This is a genomic window from Streptomyces lonarensis, from assembly GCF_012033735.1.
GTDB classification, from domain to species: Bacteria; Actinomycetota; Actinomycetes; order Streptomycetales; family Streptomycetaceae; genus Streptomyces; species Streptomyces lonarensis.
The window spans coordinates 1-15,005 of sequence record NZ_JAAVJD010000139.1; the positions used below are offsets into that span (position 1 = coordinate 1).

17 protein-coding genes are annotated in these 15,005 nt (G+C 74.3%); 13 read left to right on the plus strand and 4 right to left on the minus strand.

Annotated elements, in window-relative coordinates; all coding sequences use genetic code 11:
* Positions 1-381: 381 nt before the first annotated feature.
* From HCN56_RS27435 to HCN56_RS16805, 3 genes are all read left to right on the plus strand, one after another.
* A complete protein-coding gene (locus HCN56_RS27435) occupies positions 382-465 on the plus strand; it encodes an Ms5788A family Cys-rich leader peptide (protein ID WP_369008423.1) in 84 nt (27 codons plus the stop codon).
* 121 nt (positions 466-586) lie between these two features.
* Positions 587-1,426, plus strand: coding sequence for a sulfurtransferase (locus tag HCN56_RS16800; RefSeq protein WP_167972000.1), 840 nt, complete (start codon positions 587-589; stop codon positions 1,424-1,426).
* 81 nt (positions 1,427-1,507) lie between these two features.
* Positions 1,508-1,795, plus strand: coding sequence for a DUF1416 domain-containing protein (locus HCN56_RS16805; protein ID WP_167934254.1), 288 nt, complete (start codon positions 1,508-1,510; stop codon positions 1,793-1,795).
* 150 nt (positions 1,796-1,945) lie between these two features.
* Here HCN56_RS16805 and HCN56_RS16810 read toward each other — a convergent pair whose 3' ends face one another.
* A complete protein-coding gene (locus HCN56_RS16810; protein WP_167934255.1) occupies positions 1,946-2,308 on the minus strand; it encodes a DsrE family protein in 363 nt (120 codons plus the stop codon).
* A 685-nt stretch (positions 2,309-2,993) separates the two neighbouring features.
* Here HCN56_RS16810 and HCN56_RS16815 point away from each other — a divergent pair.
* Positions 2,994-3,554, plus strand: a complete 561-nt coding sequence (locus HCN56_RS16815) for a heme-binding beta-barrel domain-containing protein (protein ID WP_167972002.1) — start codon at positions 2,994-2,996, stop codon at positions 3,552-3,554.
* Between the two features lie 158 nt (positions 3,555-3,712).
* On the opposite strand, the gene HCN56_RS16820 is transcribed toward HCN56_RS16815, so the two are convergent.
* Positions 3,713-4,486 carry an SDR family oxidoreductase gene (locus tag HCN56_RS16820; protein WP_167972004.1) on the minus strand — a complete coding sequence of 258 codons (774 nt, stop codon included), beginning with the start codon at positions 4,484-4,486 and terminating at the stop codon, positions 3,713-3,715.
* A 417-nt stretch (positions 4,487-4,903) separates the two neighbouring features.
* Between HCN56_RS16820 and ygfZ the strand changes: the two genes are divergently transcribed.
* On the plus strand, positions 4,904-5,875 hold the full coding sequence (ygfZ, locus tag HCN56_RS16825; protein ID WP_167972005.1) for a CAF17-like 4Fe-4S cluster assembly/insertion protein YgfZ: 972 nt from the start codon (positions 4,904-4,906) through the stop codon (positions 5,873-5,875).
* A gap of 142 nt (positions 5,876-6,017) precedes the next feature.
* Here ygfZ and dtd read toward each other — a convergent pair whose 3' ends face one another.
* Positions 6,018-6,443 carry a D-aminoacyl-tRNA deacylase gene (dtd, locus tag HCN56_RS16830; RefSeq protein ID WP_167972007.1) on the minus strand — a complete coding sequence of 142 codons (426 nt, stop codon included), beginning with the start codon at positions 6,441-6,443 and terminating at the stop codon, positions 6,018-6,020.
* Between the two features lie 217 nt (positions 6,444-6,660).
* On the opposite strand from dtd, the gene HCN56_RS16835 reads away from it, so the two are divergent.
* The 5 genes from HCN56_RS16835 to HCN56_RS16855 all read left to right on the plus strand — a co-directional run bounded on the left by HCN56_RS16835 (position 6,661) and on the right by HCN56_RS16855 (position 11,253).
* Complete coding sequence (locus tag HCN56_RS16835) at positions 6,661-7,248, plus strand: RsiG family protein (RefSeq protein ID WP_167972009.1); 588 nt, start codon at positions 6,661-6,663, stop codon at positions 7,246-7,248.
* A 165-nt stretch (positions 7,249-7,413) separates the two neighbouring features.
* Positions 7,414-8,364 (plus strand): asparaginase, encoded by a 951-nt coding sequence (locus tag HCN56_RS16840; RefSeq protein WP_167972011.1) that lies wholly within the window; start codon positions 7,414-7,416, stop codon positions 8,362-8,364.
* Positions 8,365-8,459: 95 nt separating this feature from the next.
* Entirely contained in the window at positions 8,460-9,275 is an 816-nt protein-coding gene (locus HCN56_RS16845) for an alpha/beta fold hydrolase (protein WP_167972013.1), read from the plus strand.
* Positions 9,272-9,940, plus strand: coding sequence for a hypothetical protein (locus HCN56_RS16850; protein ID WP_167972015.1), 669 nt, complete (start codon positions 9,272-9,274; stop codon positions 9,938-9,940). The genes HCN56_RS16845 and HCN56_RS16850 overlap by 4 nt, the downstream gene beginning before the upstream one ends.
* 65 nt (positions 9,941-10,005) lie before the next feature.
* Positions 10,006-11,253, plus strand: a complete 1,248-nt coding sequence (locus tag HCN56_RS16855; RefSeq protein ID WP_167972017.1) for a GNAT family N-acetyltransferase — start codon at positions 10,006-10,008, stop codon at positions 11,251-11,253.
* A 426-nt stretch (positions 11,254-11,679) separates the two neighbouring features.
* Here the strand turns inward: HCN56_RS16855 and HCN56_RS16860 are convergent, their stop codons facing one another.
* On the minus strand, positions 11,680-11,862 hold the full coding sequence (locus HCN56_RS16860; protein ID WP_167935547.1) for a hypothetical protein: 183 nt from the start codon (positions 11,860-11,862) through the stop codon (positions 11,680-11,682).
* A 166-nt stretch (positions 11,863-12,028) separates the two neighbouring features.
* Between HCN56_RS16860 and HCN56_RS16865 the strand changes: the two genes are divergently transcribed.
* From HCN56_RS16865 to HCN56_RS16875, 3 genes are all read left to right on the plus strand, one after another.
* Positions 12,029-12,919 (plus strand): GntR family transcriptional regulator, encoded by an 891-nt coding sequence (locus HCN56_RS16865; protein ID WP_312871270.1) that lies wholly within the window; start codon positions 12,029-12,031, stop codon positions 12,917-12,919.
* Positions 12,920-13,606, plus strand: a complete 687-nt coding sequence (locus HCN56_RS16870) for an HAD family hydrolase (protein WP_167972020.1) — start codon at positions 12,920-12,922, stop codon at positions 13,604-13,606.
* Between the two features lie 200 nt (positions 13,607-13,806).
* Positions 13,807-14,976: an aminoglycoside phosphotransferase family protein gene (locus tag HCN56_RS16875; RefSeq protein ID WP_167972022.1), complete on the plus strand. Its 1,170-nt coding sequence runs from the start codon at positions 13,807-13,809 to the stop codon at positions 14,974-14,976.
* Positions 14,977-15,005: the final 29 nt, after the last annotated feature.

Sequence of the window (15,005 nt, forward strand, 5' to 3'; positions counted from 1 at the left end):
TTCGAACTGTGGTGGTCGCGGGGGTGCGGCCCCTCCGCCGTTGCCGCGCCGCGCGCCGCCGGGCCGAGACCGGGCGGCCGTCGGCCGGGGCCGATCGCGTGCGTCCACATGGCGGGACGGCCGGCCCACCGGGCCGGCCGGGGCCGTCAACCCGGCGACGGTGAGCCGCCCGCACCGAACCGCCGGGCCGGGCGGAAGGCACCCTCCGAACCTCTCCGCAGGTCAGAGCCGCCCCGGTGCAGCCGGCGGCCCCCACTCCCGGGCCCCCTCGCCCGGGGTTCACACCCCTCCCCACCTGCGAATCCCGCATGACGGACGCATGCGTCTCGCCATACGGACCAACGGTGACAGCGGCGACCCTCCGTCCGTACGATCTCTCGCATGACACGACAGGCGGATCTCACCAAGCGACGGGCGGTCGACCTCTGCCGCGTCGCCGCCATGCTCTGTCGTCCCGTCGCCTGACGGCTCCCTCCCCTCGCATCCCCTCGCGCCGCGCGGCGCGCACCTCGGCGCGCCCGGTGGCCCGCCCGCCCGCCGCGCCCCGCATCGCCTCGCAGAACCCGCCCCGCAGAAGGAGAACAACATGAGCCGCAGTGACGTCCTCGTGGACGCCGACTGGGTGCAGGCCCGCATCGACGAGCCCAAGGTGGTCATCGTCGAGGTGGACGAGGACACCTCGGCCTACGAGAAGAACCACATCCGCAACGCCGTCCGCATCGACTGGAAGAAGGACCTCCAGGACCCGGTGCGCCGCGACTTCGTGGACCAGGAGGGCTTCGAGAAGCTGCTCTCCGCCCGGGGCATCGCCAACGACGACACCGTGGTGCTCTACGGCGGCAACAACAACTGGTTCGCCGCCTACGCCTACTGGTACTTCAAGCTCTACGGCCACGAGGACGTCAAGCTCCTCGACGGCGGCCGCAAGAAGTGGGAGCTGGACTCCCGCGACCTGGTGGCCGAGGTGCCGGAGCGGGCCGCCACCGAGTACCGCGCGAAGCCGCAGGACCTCTCCATCCGCGCCTTCCGCGACGAGGTCGTCGAGGCCATCGGCACCCAGAACCTGGTCGACGTCCGCTCCCCCGACGAGTTCAGCGGCAAGCTGCTCGCCCCGGCCCACCTGCCGCAGGAGCAGTCCCAGGTCGCCGGCCACGTGCCCTCCGCCCGCAACATCCCGTGGTCCAAGTCGGCCAACGACGACGGCACGTTCCGCTCCGACGAGGAGCTGAAGGAGCTGTACGAGGGCGAGGGCGTGGACCTGTCGAAGGACACCATCGCCTACTGCCGCATCGGTGAGCGCTCCGCCCACAGCTGGTTCGTGCTGCACGAGCTGCTCGGGCAGGCCAACGTGAAGAACTACGACGGCTCCTGGACCGAGTACGGCTCCCTGGTGGGCGTGCCCGTGGAGACCGGCCCCGCCAAGTAGCACCCCGGGGCGGTGACGCCCGGCGGCCCCGTGCGGGGGGCCGCACCCCCGCGACCACCACAGTTCGAAGGACGGAACCCCATGTGCGGAGCACAGGCAGGCGGCCCCGACGCCGCGTCGATCAAGCCCGGTGAGACCACCATCCAGGGATCGGTCACCCGCGCCGGCGAGCCGGTCACCGGCTACGTCCGACTGCTCGACTCCACCGGCGAGTTCACCGCCGAGGTACCGACGTCGGCCACCGGCCAGTTCCGGTTCTACGCCGCCGAGGGCACCTGGACGGTCCGCGCCCTGGTGCCGGGCGGCACCGCCGACCGCACCGTGGTCGCCGAGCAGGGTGGTCTGACCGAGGTCGCCATCGCCGTCTGAGGCGTCGAGCGGAACGCCGGACGCACCGGGCCGGCCACCACCGCCCGACCGGCGCTCCGCACGGCAGGAGGGCCGCGCCCCGAACGGGTTGGACACCCGGGGCGCGGCCCTCAGCCGTGCGCGTCGACCGCCGCGGCCCGCCGTGAACCGTCAGTAGACCAGCGCCTGGACGTCGTCCCCGACGATCTCGCTCACGAACACCTGGGCACCGGCGATGCGGACCCCCTCGATCACATCGCCCTCACCGATGTCGCGCCGCGCGGCGCACTGCGTGCAGAGCGTCAGCCGGCCGCCGGACGCGATGGTCTCCAACAGGTCGGGAAGGGGCGCCGCGTGCGGCAGTTCGAACTCGGCCGCACGGCCGGGGAGCGCGAACCACGCCGACTCCCCCGTCAGCCACAACGACACCTCGACGCCGCTGGCCACGGCCACCGCCGCCACCGTGAACGCCTGCGAGCACCGCTCGGGGGCGTCCGCCCCCGCTGTCACCTTGATCACCAGCCGCTTCGCCATGGCGGAACGGTACCGAACCCGCCGCCGGGCGGCGGTGTCCCGGCTCACAGCCCGCCGCTGTCGGTGCCGTGCAGCGCCGGCGCCGGGGCGGTGCGGTGCGGTGCCCGGAGAATGCGGCACCGCCCGCACGGGTGCGTGCGGGCGGTGCGAGTGGTACGCGGCGCTCGGCGGCGCCCACGGCTCAGGCGATCCTCCGGTGCCGCCGACGGTCGCCCCGAGGTGAACGGCGCAGCGGCCGGGCCGGGGGGCGAGAGTGGGAACTTGCGGATCGGTTCAGCGACTGGCTCCGCAATTGGCGCAGAGCCAGTCACCGCCGGGCCCCTGGTGCATGGTCGCACCGCAGTCTGGACAAGCCATGATCACACCCCTTCCAACCGCCTTAGACGCAAGAACCCTCGGTTGCGTTCATTCACACTGATCACGAGTTGATTACCTGGCATGCGCCACCTACCCAGGACCGGACGGCGTACCTCACACAGCCGTCACGATCCGGGACCGATAGAATCGGGGTCGGTTCGTGATCATTGTTCGCCGTACTAGGAGCCCCCGTGCTTGAGGCCTTCTTCATTACCCTGATGGTGCTGGTCGCCGTCGGCACCGCCGCGTTCACCGGCCTCGTCGTCAAGAAGCTCTACCAGGGCCAGCGCTGAACCCTTCCCCCTCCGCAAGGACATTCTGAGTTCCCATGATCGAGATCCCGTCCGACCTGCACCCCGACCTCGTGCCCCTGGCGTTCCTGCTCGGCAACTGGCAGGGAGCGGGCGTCGCGGACCCTCCCGGCGAGGAGCAGTGCAACTTCGGGCAGGAGGTCGTCTTCACCCATGACGGCCGCGACTTCCTGGAGTTCAGCTCGCACACCTGGCGACTGGACTCGGAGGGCCGCAAGGTCAGCCCGCTGGAGTCGGAGCACGGCTACTGGCGGGTCAAGGACCGGAAGATCGACCTGGTCACGGTGCGCGACAAGGGCATCGTGGAGGTCTGGTACGGCGAACTCGCGGACGGGCGGCCGCAGATCGAGCTGGCGACCGACGCCCTGGCCCGCACCGGCGCCTCTCCGGAGTACGCCGGCGGCAAGCGGCTGTACGGCTACGTCAAGGGCGACCTGATGTGGGTCGGCGAGATCTCGACCCCGGACAAGCCGCTGCGGCCGTACATGTCCGCGCAGCTCAAGAAGGTCGTGGACCCGCGGGAGTGGGCCAAGGACGTCAAGGACCTCCCGGACGACGGCATCGCGTTCTTCAAGTGACGCGCGGGCGCGCCTGACGCACGGCAGCGGGCAGTCGGCCCACGACGGGGCGGCGCGGCACCGGGCCGGCTCTGCCGAGGAAACCGTCACCGGCGGCCGTTGGCCGTACCCGCCCGGAACCGGCGGCGGGAGCGTGCGGGTGCACGCAGGGGCGCGGATCAGAGCGCGCGCAATGCCCCGCCGTCGACCGCGACGAGCGAACCGGTCAGGTACCCGGCGGCCGGCGACAGCACGAACGCCGCGGTGCGCCCGAACTCCTCGGGCTCGCCGTAGCGCCCCAGCGGGATGCCGGCGAGGGCGCCCTCCCGGGCGGCCGGGTTGCTCGCGTCCAGCTCCCGCATGCGGTCGGTGAGGATGCGGCCCGGGAGCAGCCCCATCACACGCACACCGCGCGGCCCGAACTCGTCCGCCATGTCCTTGGCGACCATCGCCAGACCGGGCCGCAGCCCGTTGGAGATGCCCAGTCCGGTGATGGGCGAGCGGGCCGAGGAGGACAGCACCAGCCCGATGGCGCCGCCGTCCCCGGCCGCGAGGCGTCCGCCCAGCTCCCGTACGGCGCGGACCGCGCCGAGGAAGACGGTCTCGAAGGCGCCGCGCCACTGCTCGTCGGTGGCGGAGGCCGCGGTGCCGGGCGGCGGGCCGCCGACCGACACCAGGGCGCCGTCCAGCCGCCCGTAGTTCTCCACCGCCGCGTCGGCCAGCCGCAGCGCGGTGTCCGCGCTCCCCAGGTCGGCGACGACGCCGGTGGCGGCACCACCGGTGGCCGCGCCCAGCTCGTTGAGGCGGTCGGTGGCGGCGGCGACCGAGTCGGCGTCGCGCGAGGAGATCACCACCTTGGCGCCGTCGCCCACCAGCGCCGCAGCGGTGGCGTATCCCAGCCCCCGACTGCCGCCGGTGACCACGTGGACACGTCCAGCCAGTCCCAGGTCCATGCGCTTGGCTCCCCTTCGTGTACGACCCCGTCGCGGGGTCCGTCGTCCGTCGATGGCGTCCGGCCGCGACCCGGCCGGATTCGGTGCCGCTGTGGTGCCCCGCCGCACCGCGTTCTGCGTGGCCGCGGCGGGCGGGACGCCGGAGAGGCGGCCCGTCGCGGGAGACCCGCGGTGCTACGCCGGCCGTCCACGCCTACCCGCGCGCCGGCGGGCGCGACACCTCGCGGCGGCGCGGCACCGGTGGGCGGCGGATGCCGTACGCCACTCGCTCCGTCCGGCGCGGGTGGCGCTGACCGGAGCGTACGCCGCGGTGGCCGCGGGCGGCAGGCCCCCGGCCCGGCCGGCGCGGGAGGCGCGCTCCGCGTACCGGCGAACCACCCCACCGGGTACGCGCGGCTCGGGCATAACCTGGGACCCATGGCCTACACCAGTCCGCTCCTGTCCCTGCCCGGCGCCGTGGCGGCCGACGCGCCCGACGCCGGGGTCGCCGCGCACTACGGCGACCTGTTCCGCGAGCAGCGCGCCCTCGCCCGTGGCGAGGGGCTCGTCGACCTCTCGCACCGCGAGGTGGTGACGGTGACCGGCTCCGACCGGTTGAGCTGGCTGCACCTGCTGCTGACCCAGCACGTGTCGGAGCTGCCGCCGGGGCGGGCCACGGAGGCGCTGATCCTCTCCGCCAAGGGGCACATCGAGCACGCGATGTACCTGGTGGACGACGGCACGACGACCTGGATGCACACCGAGCCCGGGCGCGCGGCGGAACTCATCGCGTACCTGGAGTCGATGGTGTTCTTCTACCGGGTGGAGATCGCCGACCGCACGGCGGAGTTCGCGGTGGTGCACCTGCCCGCGGGGTCGATCACCGAGTCCCCCGCGGAGGCGGTGGTCCGCGAGACCCCCCACGGCCGCGAGCTGTTCCTGCCGCGGGGGTCGCTGGCGGAGTTCGCCGCCGCCCACGGCCCGGCGATCGGGGTACTGGCCCACGAGGCGCTGCGGGTGGAGGGCCACCGGCCGCGGCTGGGCCTGGAGACCGACCACCGCACCATCCCGCACGAGCTGGGCTGGATCGGCGAGGCGGTGCACCTGCAGAAGGGGTGCTACCGCGGCCAGGAGACCGTGGCGCGCGTCCACAACCTGGGGAAGCCGCCCCGGCGGCTGGTCTTCCTGCACCTCGACGGCAGCGAGGTCGTCGTCCCGGAGCACGGTGCGCCGGTACGGCTCGCCTCGGACGGCCCGGAGGGGCGGCAGCTCGGCTTCGTCACCACCTCGGCCCGCCACCACGAGCTGGGGCCGATCGCGCTGGCGCTGGTCAAGCGGAACGTCCCGGTGGACGCCCAGTTGACCGCCGGCGGCACGGCGGCGGCCCAGGAGACGGTCGTCGAGCCCTGAGCCGGGCGCCCCCCGGCGCCGGTGCGCGCCGGGGGTCGCGGACCGCGGGAGCGGGCGGCCCCGGCCGTCCGCGCTCGCTCGCGTCGGGGGCGTGCGGCCGGTGCACGCGGGTGCCGGGGCGCGCGCCACGGGCGTGCGCGGGTCAGACGTCGAGCAGGACGGTGAACGGACCGTCGTTGGTCAGGCTCACCCGCATCGCGGCGCCGAACCGTCCGGTGGCGACCTCCGCGCCGAGGTCGCGGAGCCGGGCGCAGACCTCGTCGACGAGCGGTTCGGCGACCTCGCCCGGCGCGGCTGCCTGCCAGGTGGGGCGGCGGCCCTTCCGCGCGTCGCCGAGCAGCGTGAACTGGGAGACGACCAGCAGTGGTGCGCCCGCCTCGGAGCAGGAGCGCTCGCCGCTGAGGATGCGCAGCCCCCACAACTTGCGGGCGAGTTTCGCCGCCTGCTCGGGGGTGTCGTCGTGCCCCACGCCGACGAGGGCGCACAGTCCCTCGCCCTCAATCTCGCCCACCGTCTCGCCGTCGACGACGACCTTCGCCCCGTCGACGCGCTGCACCACCGCTCGCATGGCGCCCATGATGCCGCACGCCGGGTCCGCGCCCCGCCGCGCCCGTGCTCCGGCTCTCGCCGCGCGTGCCCGGGCGGAGCGGGGGCCGGTCGGCAGATCGGATGCCGCCGTACGGGTGGAGGCGTCCCCGTTCCTGGGGTACACAGTGACACGATGCGTGCCACGGGGTACGTACCGCGCCATGCCATCACAGATGGGGATAAGGGGACACAACCTGATGATCACACCAAGTCCCGGGTGTTCGTCGGCCGATGCTCCGGCGGGCCACCGCCCGGGGACGGCCGGGCCGGGCACCGGCGAGCGACCGGCCGGCGCGATCACCGCGACCGTCGCCGACCTGCGCGACCACTCGCTGGCCGGGCTGCGGGCGCTGCGCCGCGACGCCCAGCAGGAGGAGTCCGACCTCAGCTACGTGCGCCGCCTGCTCCAGGGCCGCATCGACATCCTGGAGGCCGAGCGCCGCCGCCGCTGCGAGCCGGAGGGCCCGCTCGTCGACCAGCTGACCCGCATCCTGGCCGACGCCCCGGCGGGGCACCGCTCCTCCGCCCGGCACGTCACCATCGCCACCCCCGCCGGTTCGCAGTACCGGCAGCTGGTGGAAGGCATGCTCGCCGAGGTCGGCCTCTCCGACCCGACGTCGCGGACCGACGCCGAACTCATGGACGCGCTGGCCCGGTTGGCGCGGTACGAGGCGGAGGTCTCCGAGCGGCGGCAGGCGCTCCAGCGGACCGCCGACGCCTGCGGCGCCGAGGTCACCCGGCGGTACCGGGAGGGCGAGGCGCAGGTGGAGGACCTGCTGGGCTGAGTGCGGCCGCCGCCGGTGGTGACGGCCACGGCATGGCCGAAGGCCCGGACCGGCGGGTACTGTCCGAGCGGCCGTTCGAACGCGGCGGCCGCCCCCGCCGCCGCGTGGCGCACCCCGCCCCGGCGGCGCCCGCACGCACCCGACCCATCCGTACGGAAGGCCGCCATGACGTCCCAGACAGCACCCGTCCTCGCCGAGGTCGTCCGCTCCGGCTTCGTGGAGGGCAGGCACCACGGTTCGGTGGTGGTCCTCGCCGCCGACGGCTCGATCGACTTCTCCCTCGGCGAGGTCACGGCGGCCTGCTACCCGCGCTCCAGCAACAAGCCGATGCAGGCCGCGGCAGCGCTGCGCTCCGGGCTGGACCTCTCCAACGAGCGGCTGGCCCTGGCCGCGGCCAGCCACGCCGGCGAACCGTTCCACCAGGAACTGGTGGCGACGATGCTCGCCGAGCACGGACTGAGCGAGGACGACCTGCTGTGCCCGCCGGACCTGCCGGTGGACCGCCCGGCGATGGAGGAGCAGCTCGCCGCGGGCCGCGGCCGGACCCGCATCGCGATGAACTGCTCCGGCAAGCACACCGCGATGCTCGCCGCGTGCGTCCGCAACGACTGGTCGCTGACCGACTACCTCGACCCCGCCCACCCCCTCCAGGAGCGCATCCGCGAGGAGGTCGTGCGGGCGACGGGCGAGCCGGTGGCGCACACCGGCACCGACGGCTGCGGCGCGCCGCTGCTGGCGTTCTCCCTGACGGGACTGGCGCGCGCCTTCCGGTCGTACGTACTCGCCGAGGAGGGCAGCGTGGAGCGGCGCATCGCCGACGCGATGCGCGCCCACCCCGAGTACGTGGCCGGCACCCGGCTGACCGACACCTGGCTGATGCGCGGCGTCCCCGGCGCACTGGCGAAGGCCGGCGCGGAGGGCGTCCAGGCGGTGGCCCTGGCCGACGGCCGGGCGCTGGCGTTCAAGATCGAGGACGGCGCAGGCCGGGCGCGCGGCCCGGTACTGGCGGCGCTGCTGCGGCGGCTCGGCGTGGACGGCCCGGAGGTGGCCCGGATCGGCGAGGCGCCGCTGCTCGGCGGCGGCACCCCGGTGGGCGAGGTCCGCGCCGCGCTCTGACGCCCCGACGAACACCGACCCCCCGCCGCGTAAGTCAGGGTTACCTGACTTACGGAGCGGGGTGTCGGCCGTTCGGCCGCCGAAGGGGGTTCGCCATGCCGGTGTTCGGGAGCGGTGACGGCGTGCTGGAGTACGAGCGCCACGGTGACCCGGGCGCCCTGCCGGTGCTGCTGCACCACGGGCTGCTGGGCTCCGCCGGGGTTCCGGAGGAGTGGCACCGCCTGGCGCGCGGTGCGGGCGTGGGGCTGGTCGCCGTCGCCCGTCCGGGATACGGCCGCTCCGCGCCGGCGGCGATGGGGTCGATCGGTGACTGGCCGCGGCTGGTCGCCCCGCTGCTGGACGCCCTGGGCGTCGACCGCTGCGGAGTACTCGGAGTATCGGCGGGCGCGCCCTACGGCTACGCCCTGGCCGCCGCGGCCCCGGAACGGGTGACCTCGGTGGCGGTGCTCCCCGGGCTGGGGCTGGTCGACGAGGCGGTCACCCGCGGGTGTTACCCGGCGGAGCCCCGGCAGCTCTTCGAGGAGTTCGCCCGCGGGGACGAGGAGGCGACGCGGCGTTACTGGGCCGAGCAACTGACCGACGGTCTGGCCGAGTTCCCCGCCGACCACCCGTGGCGCCGCGCCCTGGTGGACTCCCTCGCCCACGAGGCGGCAGGCCCGGGCCGGGAGGCCCGACTCCAGCAGTGCGACTGGGGGTTCGCCCTCGGGGAGGCGGCCGCGACCGTCGGCCTCTGGCACTCCCGCACCGACACCGACGTCCCGTTCGCCACCGCGGAGATCATCGCCTCCCGGCTCCCGGCCGCCACCCTCCACGAGGTGGCGGCACCGGGCCACATCCCGACCCCCGCGGCCGTCGCCGCGGCACTGGCCTTCCTCACCGCCGCCGCGGCGACCCCGGCGAGCACCGCGTGACCACCGGCGACGAGCCGGACGGAGCCGGCACACCGGACGGGCGCGGTGCGGCGCCGGACCGGCCGGTGGTCGTCGTGACCGCCGACGCCGTCGACGCCACCGCGCGCCCCCACGGCGCACTGCTGCTGCACCACCGCCGGGCCCCCTGGTCCGTGGCAGCCTGTGTGCCGGTGGCGGACGCCGACGTCGGCGAGGTGGCCGCCGCCGTGCGGGCCGCGGCGCTCCGCCCGGTACGGGTCGCGGTCGGACGGGTCCAGCCGGGGCTGGACATGTGGCGCCCGCACGGTCCGGCGCGCGCCTCCCTCGGCATCCACGAGTACGTGACCTCCCGTCCCGCGACACGCGCGGCGTACTACCGCAGCCAGTACGCCGCCTCCGCCCCGGCGATGCGCGAGCTGTGGGCCGCCGGACGCGTCCAGCGCTTCGTCGGGGTCGAGGTCTGCGAGGACCTGGAACCGACGGCGCACGGCGGGTGGGACGTGCTGCACGTGACCTCCCTGACCCTCGGGCCGCTCCCCCGCATGCTGTTCTGGAGCCGCCGGTTCGACACCCACGCGCGGGCCGCCGGCTACGCGGGCGGGGTGCGCGAACTGCGGGCGCAGTGGGAGCGGCAGCGCGAGAAGCAGCAGGGGCGCTCCCGGGTGCGGATCGTCGGCCAGGAGTGACCACGGGTGGCGGCGCCCGGGTGAAATACGTGGCGAGCAGGCCGGACGCTCCCTAGGGTCACGGCATGGACCTGCAGATCCGCACTTCGACCGACGCCGGCTTCGACACCGAGGAGTGGCTGCACGGCGTCACGCGCGGGTTCCTCCGCGCGCCGCGCATGTCCGCCGCCGAGGTCTCCGAATGGCTGACGCGCTCCGACCCGGGCCGGCTGCGCGGCGCGTTCACCGACGGGCGCTGCGTGGCGACCTACCGCAGCTTCGACCAGCGGCTCACCGTGCCCGGCGGCACCGACGTGCCCGCCCACGCGGTGACCGGCGTGACGGTGTCGCCCGGCCATCGACGCCGGGGACTGCTGACCCGGATGATGACGGCCGACCTCGCCGAGGCCAAGGAGGGCGGCGAGATGCTCTCCACCCTCGTCGCGGCCGAGCACGGCATCTACGGCCGGTTCGGCTACGGGCCGGCCGGCGCGTCCGCCGCGTACACGGTGGAGCGCGCCGAGGCGGGGCTCGCGGCCAACTGGACGCTGCCGGCGGAGGAGGGCGTCCTCGACTTCTACGTGGACGGCTCCCTGGTCCGCACCGAGGGCCCCGAACTCTTCGAGCGGTTCCGCCTGCTCCATCCGGGCGCGGTGGACCGGCCGGCGCGCTGGTGGTCCGTCGCGACCGGCGAGGTGCCCCGCGACCCCGCCTGGCGGGAGCCCTGGTTCGTGGTGCACCGCGACGCCGACGGGACGCTCCAGGGGATGGCCTCGTTCACCACCGACCGGCAGTGGGACCGGGGCGTTCCCGACGGCACGGCGACCGTGCACTGGCTGGTGGCCACCACCCCCACCGCCGAGCGCGCGCTGTGGCGTTCGGTGCTGTCGATGGACTGGGTACGGCGGCTCAAGGCCGACCAGCTCCCGCCCGACGCGCTCCTGCCGGAGCTGCTGCCCAACCCCCGCGCCGCCCGCGTCACCGAGACCAACGACTTCCTCTGGCTCCGCCCGCTGGACGTGCCCGCGATGCTGCGCTCCCGCGGTTACGCCGTCGAGGGCGAACTGGTCCTGGAGGTCACCGACCCCCTCGGCCTCGCCGCCGGGCGCTTCCTGCTCACCGCCGGTCCGGACGGCGCCGACTGCGCCACCACCACCCGGGCCGCGGACCTCACCCTGGACGCCTCGGCGCTCGGCACCCTCTACCTCGGCGACCGGCCGGCGAGCCGGCTGCTGACGCTGGGCCGCCTCGCGGAGGAGACCCCGGGGGCGGCGCACCGGGCGGACCTGCTGCTCGGCACGCACCGCCGAGCGTGGACGCCGGACGTGTTCTGACGGCGGCGGCGCCCGGCACGGCTCGGGCGCACGAAGGGGCCGCGCCACCGCTGACGGTGGCGCGGCCCCTGTCGTCCGCGCTGTCCCTCCTCGCACGTTCCCGGCGACCGGCCGCCACCGGGGCGGGCGGCCGTCGCGCTGCGCGCCCGCACTGCCGCGCTCGTGCCCGTGCTTCCTGCTTCCTGCTTCCTGCTTCCTGCTTCGCCCGTCGTGCTTCGTGCTTCGTGCTTCGTCCGTCGTGCCGTGTGCTCGTCCAGCCGCCGGCCGTGTCGGCAGCTGTTCCTGGCGTCCGCCCCCCGCGCCGTACGCGGCCGCGACGGCGGCGGCGGCAGCTCTCGCCGCCGTCGTCGTCGCGGCCCCGGGCCGTGAGGGGCACCGCCCGACGCCGTCCGTGCCCCGTGCGGGGCCCGAGCGGTGCCCGGGCGGTCAGCCCCAGATCACCAGGGCGAACAGCAGCACCGATCCGACGATGACGCAGGCGCCGCTCTTGGTGGTGATGCCGGTGCGCAGCAGTAACATCCCGACGATGCCGGGCAGTCCGAGCTGGACCTCGACCACGCGCTCGACAGCCACCGCCAGGGCGGCGACCAGAAGCGATGTGACGATCATGGGGACCACTCCTCGCTGTGTCAGTGGAGGAGCCAACCCTGGCTAACTTTCCCTGAGTTGGCGAAGTTGTTGACCAACCATGTCCTTCTCATGCCCCAACCCTGCCGGAGAAGAACGTCTTCGCACGAACTCCCCACAACTGTCCGAAAGTTGTATGGTGAGCGCTGTGACCGAGGAGAGCCGTCCGGCAGCCGAGGAACCGGGCCGCCAGGCGGCCCCGCAGTCCCCCGACCACATCGCCGAGGCACTGCGTGCCCGGATTCGGTCGGGCGAGTTCGCTCCGGCCTCCCGACTACCGACCCAGCGGGAGTTGGCGGAGCAGTTCGGCGCCTCCCGCGCCGCGATACGGCACGCCCTGGCCCAACTGGAGCGCGAGGGCTATCTGGGAGCACGCGGCCGTGGCGCTCCCGCGCAGGTCACAGCACCCGCACCCGACGCCCCGCGCCCCGCCGACGTCGAGCTCGCGGACCGCATCGCGCTGGCCTTCCAGGCCGAGCACGTCTCCATCGACGCGTTCTCCCTGACGACCGAGACCCTCAACTCCGCGCTCGCCGCACCCCTGATCGCGGTCTCCGCCGGCGAACTGCGTCCGCGCTCCATCAGCGTGCGCGTCCTGCTCCCCAGCCCGGGCATCCATCCGGCCTTTCCCCGGCTCGTCTCCGACCCGACCGACCCGCGTCCGATCACCCGCCTCCAGCGCATCACCCGTACCTTTTCGGCCTCTTTGCGCCACCAACTCGGATCATTGGCCGAACGGGGGCTGGTGCAGCAGGTCAAGGTCGAGATCCGCACCGTCGAGGTGACCCCGCTGCAGAAGCTCTACCTGTTGAACGACCTGGAGGCCCTGACCGGCTACTACCAGGTCGTGACCCGCACGGTGGAGTTCGAGAACGAGGAACTGGAGATCTACGACGTGCTCGGGCTGAGCTCGAAGATCTTCCGCGCCTCCCGCGACAAGGACAGCCGCGACGAGCAGGACGCGGCCTTCGTCGCCGAGTCACGCCTGTGGTTCGAGTCCCTCTGGTCAACGATAGCGGAGCCCGTCACACTCGGTTAGATGAGGAAACTCTTCGCTCATGCCGAGTGCGTGATCTTCGACTTCGACGGGCCGCTCTGCTCGTTGTTCGCGGTCCGCACGGCCTCATCGGTGGCCGAACGCCTCCGGGCGTTCGCCGACGCGCACCAGCTGCCCGTCCCCGCGACAGACGACCCCCACGCCGTACTGCGTGCCGCCGCCGCCTCCCACCCCGGCTCGACCGCCTCCCAGCTCCTGGAGGCGGAACTGACCCGCGAGGAGGTCCACGCGGCGGCGACCGCACGGCCCACCGCCGGCGCCGCCGCGCTCGTCCACGCCCTGGGCGGCCGAGGACGCCGCCTCGCCGTGGCGAGCAACAACTCCGCCCACGCCGTCAGCGCCTACCTCGGCGTCAGCGGCCTCGCCGGAGCCTTCCACGACCACGTCCACGGCCGCACCGGGGACGTCGCGCTGCTCAAGCCGCACCCGGACGTGCTGCGGCGCGCCCTGTGCTCGACGGGAGCGCCCCCGGAGCGCGCCCTGATGATCGGGGACACCCCGACCGACCTCGCCGCCGCACGCGCCGCTGGGGTCGCCTTCCTGGGGTTCGCCCCGGACCGACCGCGCGCCGAACAACTGCACGCCGCAGGAGCCGAGTATGTCGTCACCCAACTGGGGAACGTACTGGGCACGGTGAACTCTCTGCCGTCCTATGACTCCTTCGGGTGAACGTGCCCGACCGGCCACCGTCCGGCTGACGGCCCCACACCGGCGTCCCGCCGGTCCGCCGCCGCCGCGTGCCCCCTCGTCACGGGCCACCCCACGCCCCGGACGGTGTCCAAGGCTCCACAATCACTGTGGGACCGCCTCGAGCCGGTCCACCGGGCCGTCATCCGCCCGCGCACCTCCCCGTCCCGGAGTGTGTCCCCATGCGCAAGCCGCTCACCGACCTCGGCGCACCCACTTTCATCAGCAGTGCGCTGCCCTACCCCTCATCGGCCCCGCCGTATGCCCCGGCGCACGGCGGGCCCAGCGCGTCACCTCGACTGCCGGAGCCCGTCACACTCGACGGCCACCACCGCAGTTGGCAGGTTCACCAAGCCCCGCCCGGCGGCGACACCCCGCCCGGAGCCCGGCTCAAGACCGGCGAACCCCGGCACCACGTGCCCCGGTTCGACCCCCGCTGCATCCTCGACGAGGACGGGCTGCTGCGGCGTCTCGAACGCCGCGGCGTCCCCCGCGTCCCCCGGGCCCACCACACGGCCTCCGGGCTGCAGACGCACGACTACATCGAGGGCACCGCGCTCTCCGCTCCCCACCCGCCGGGTACCTGGCTGACAGCGAACCAAGTCGGCCACGTGACGGAGCTCTTCGGCCATATCGCCGCCCTCGGGCCCGCCGATCTCGCCACGCTCCACAACTGCCCGCCCGCCACCAGACCCACCGACAGCGCCACCTTCCTCCAGTCCCTGCTGCGCTTCACCCGCGTCCGGGTCCACCGGCGCTACGCGCCGCTCCTCCCGGGGCTCTTCTCGGCACTGGGCGTCCGCCCCGACGCCGTCGCCCCCGACGGCCCACTCGGCCGTTCCGCGCACCACCTCACCCGCCGGCCGTTCTGCCTGCTCCACGGCGACCTGCACCGCGACAACCTGATCGTCTCCGCGTCCGACGGGGCCCTGTGGACGATCGACTGGGAGTTGGCGCTGGTGGGTGACCCGCTCTACGACCTCGCCACCCACCTGCACCTCATGCGCTACCCCCGCGCCCAGGAAGCCGCGGTGACGAACCGGTGGGCCGAGGCGGTGGAACGCGCCCTGCCCGGAGCCGCCGCGGGCGCGGACATCGACCTGGCCCGCTACCTGCGGTACAAGCGCGTCCAGTCGGTGCTCACCGACACCGTCCGCAACGCCGACGCCGTCCGGAGTGCTCCGCCCGACCAGTTGGAGGCCCAACTCGCTGCCAGTGCACAGCAGATGCATGAAGCGCTCTCCCGGGCCGCAGGACCGCTGGGGCTGCTGCGCGTTCCCACAGCTACGCGCGTTGAACGCGCCTACGCCGCCCTCCGGGGCCTCGCCCCCGCTCACGTCGGGAAGGGCTGACCCACCGCCGGCGCCCCCGGCCCCGCCCG

Excerpts from the sequence above, each read along its gene's own strand:
- HCN56_RS16815 (WP_167972002.1), top strand. The coding sequence starts at position 2,994 with ATGATCGAGATCCCGTCCGACCTGCACCCCGACCTCGTGCCCCTGGCG.
- HCN56_RS16800 (WP_167972000.1), top strand. The coding sequence starts at position 587 with ATGAGCCGCAGTGACGTCCTCGTGGACGCCGACTGGGTGCAGGCCCGC.
- HCN56_RS16875 (WP_167972022.1), top strand. The coding sequence starts at position 13,807 with ATGCGCAAGCCGCTCACCGACCTCGGCGCACCCACTTTCATCAGCAGT.
- HCN56_RS16840 (WP_167972011.1), top strand. The coding sequence starts at position 7,414 with ATGACGTCCCAGACAGCACCCGTCCTCGCCGAGGTCGTCCGCTCCGGC.
- HCN56_RS16855 (WP_167972017.1), top strand. The coding sequence starts at position 10,006 with ATGGACCTGCAGATCCGCACTTCGACCGACGCCGGCTTCGACACCGAG.
- HCN56_RS16860 (WP_167935547.1), bottom strand. The coding sequence starts at position 11,862 with ATGATCGTCACATCGCTTCTGGTCGCCGCCCTGGCGGTGGCTGTCGAG.
- HCN56_RS16805 (WP_167934254.1), top strand. The coding sequence starts at position 1,508 with ATGTGCGGAGCACAGGCAGGCGGCCCCGACGCCGCGTCGATCAAGCCC.
- dtd (WP_167972007.1), bottom strand. The coding sequence starts at position 6,443 with ATGCGAGCGGTGGTGCAGCGCGTCGACGGGGCGAAGGTCGTCGTCGAC.
- HCN56_RS16820 (WP_167972004.1), bottom strand. The coding sequence starts at position 4,486 with ATGGACCTGGGACTGGCTGGACGTGTCCACGTGGTCACCGGCGGCAGT.
- HCN56_RS16870 (WP_167972020.1), top strand. The coding sequence starts at position 12,920 with ATGAGGAAACTCTTCGCTCATGCCGAGTGCGTGATCTTCGACTTCGAC.
- HCN56_RS16810 (WP_167934255.1), bottom strand. The coding sequence starts at position 2,308 with ATGGCGAAGCGGCTGGTGATCAAGGTGACAGCGGGGGCGGACGCCCCC.
- HCN56_RS16835 (WP_167972009.1), top strand. The coding sequence starts at position 6,661 with ATGATCACACCAAGTCCCGGGTGTTCGTCGGCCGATGCTCCGGCGGGC.
- HCN56_RS27435 (WP_369008423.1), top strand. The coding sequence starts at position 382 with ATGACACGACAGGCGGATCTCACCAAGCGACGGGCGGTCGACCTCTGC.
- ygfZ (WP_167972005.1), top strand. The coding sequence starts at position 4,904 with ATGGCCTACACCAGTCCGCTCCTGTCCCTGCCCGGCGCCGTGGCGGCC.
- HCN56_RS16845 (WP_167972013.1), top strand. The coding sequence starts at position 8,460 with ATGCCGGTGTTCGGGAGCGGTGACGGCGTGCTGGAGTACGAGCGCCAC.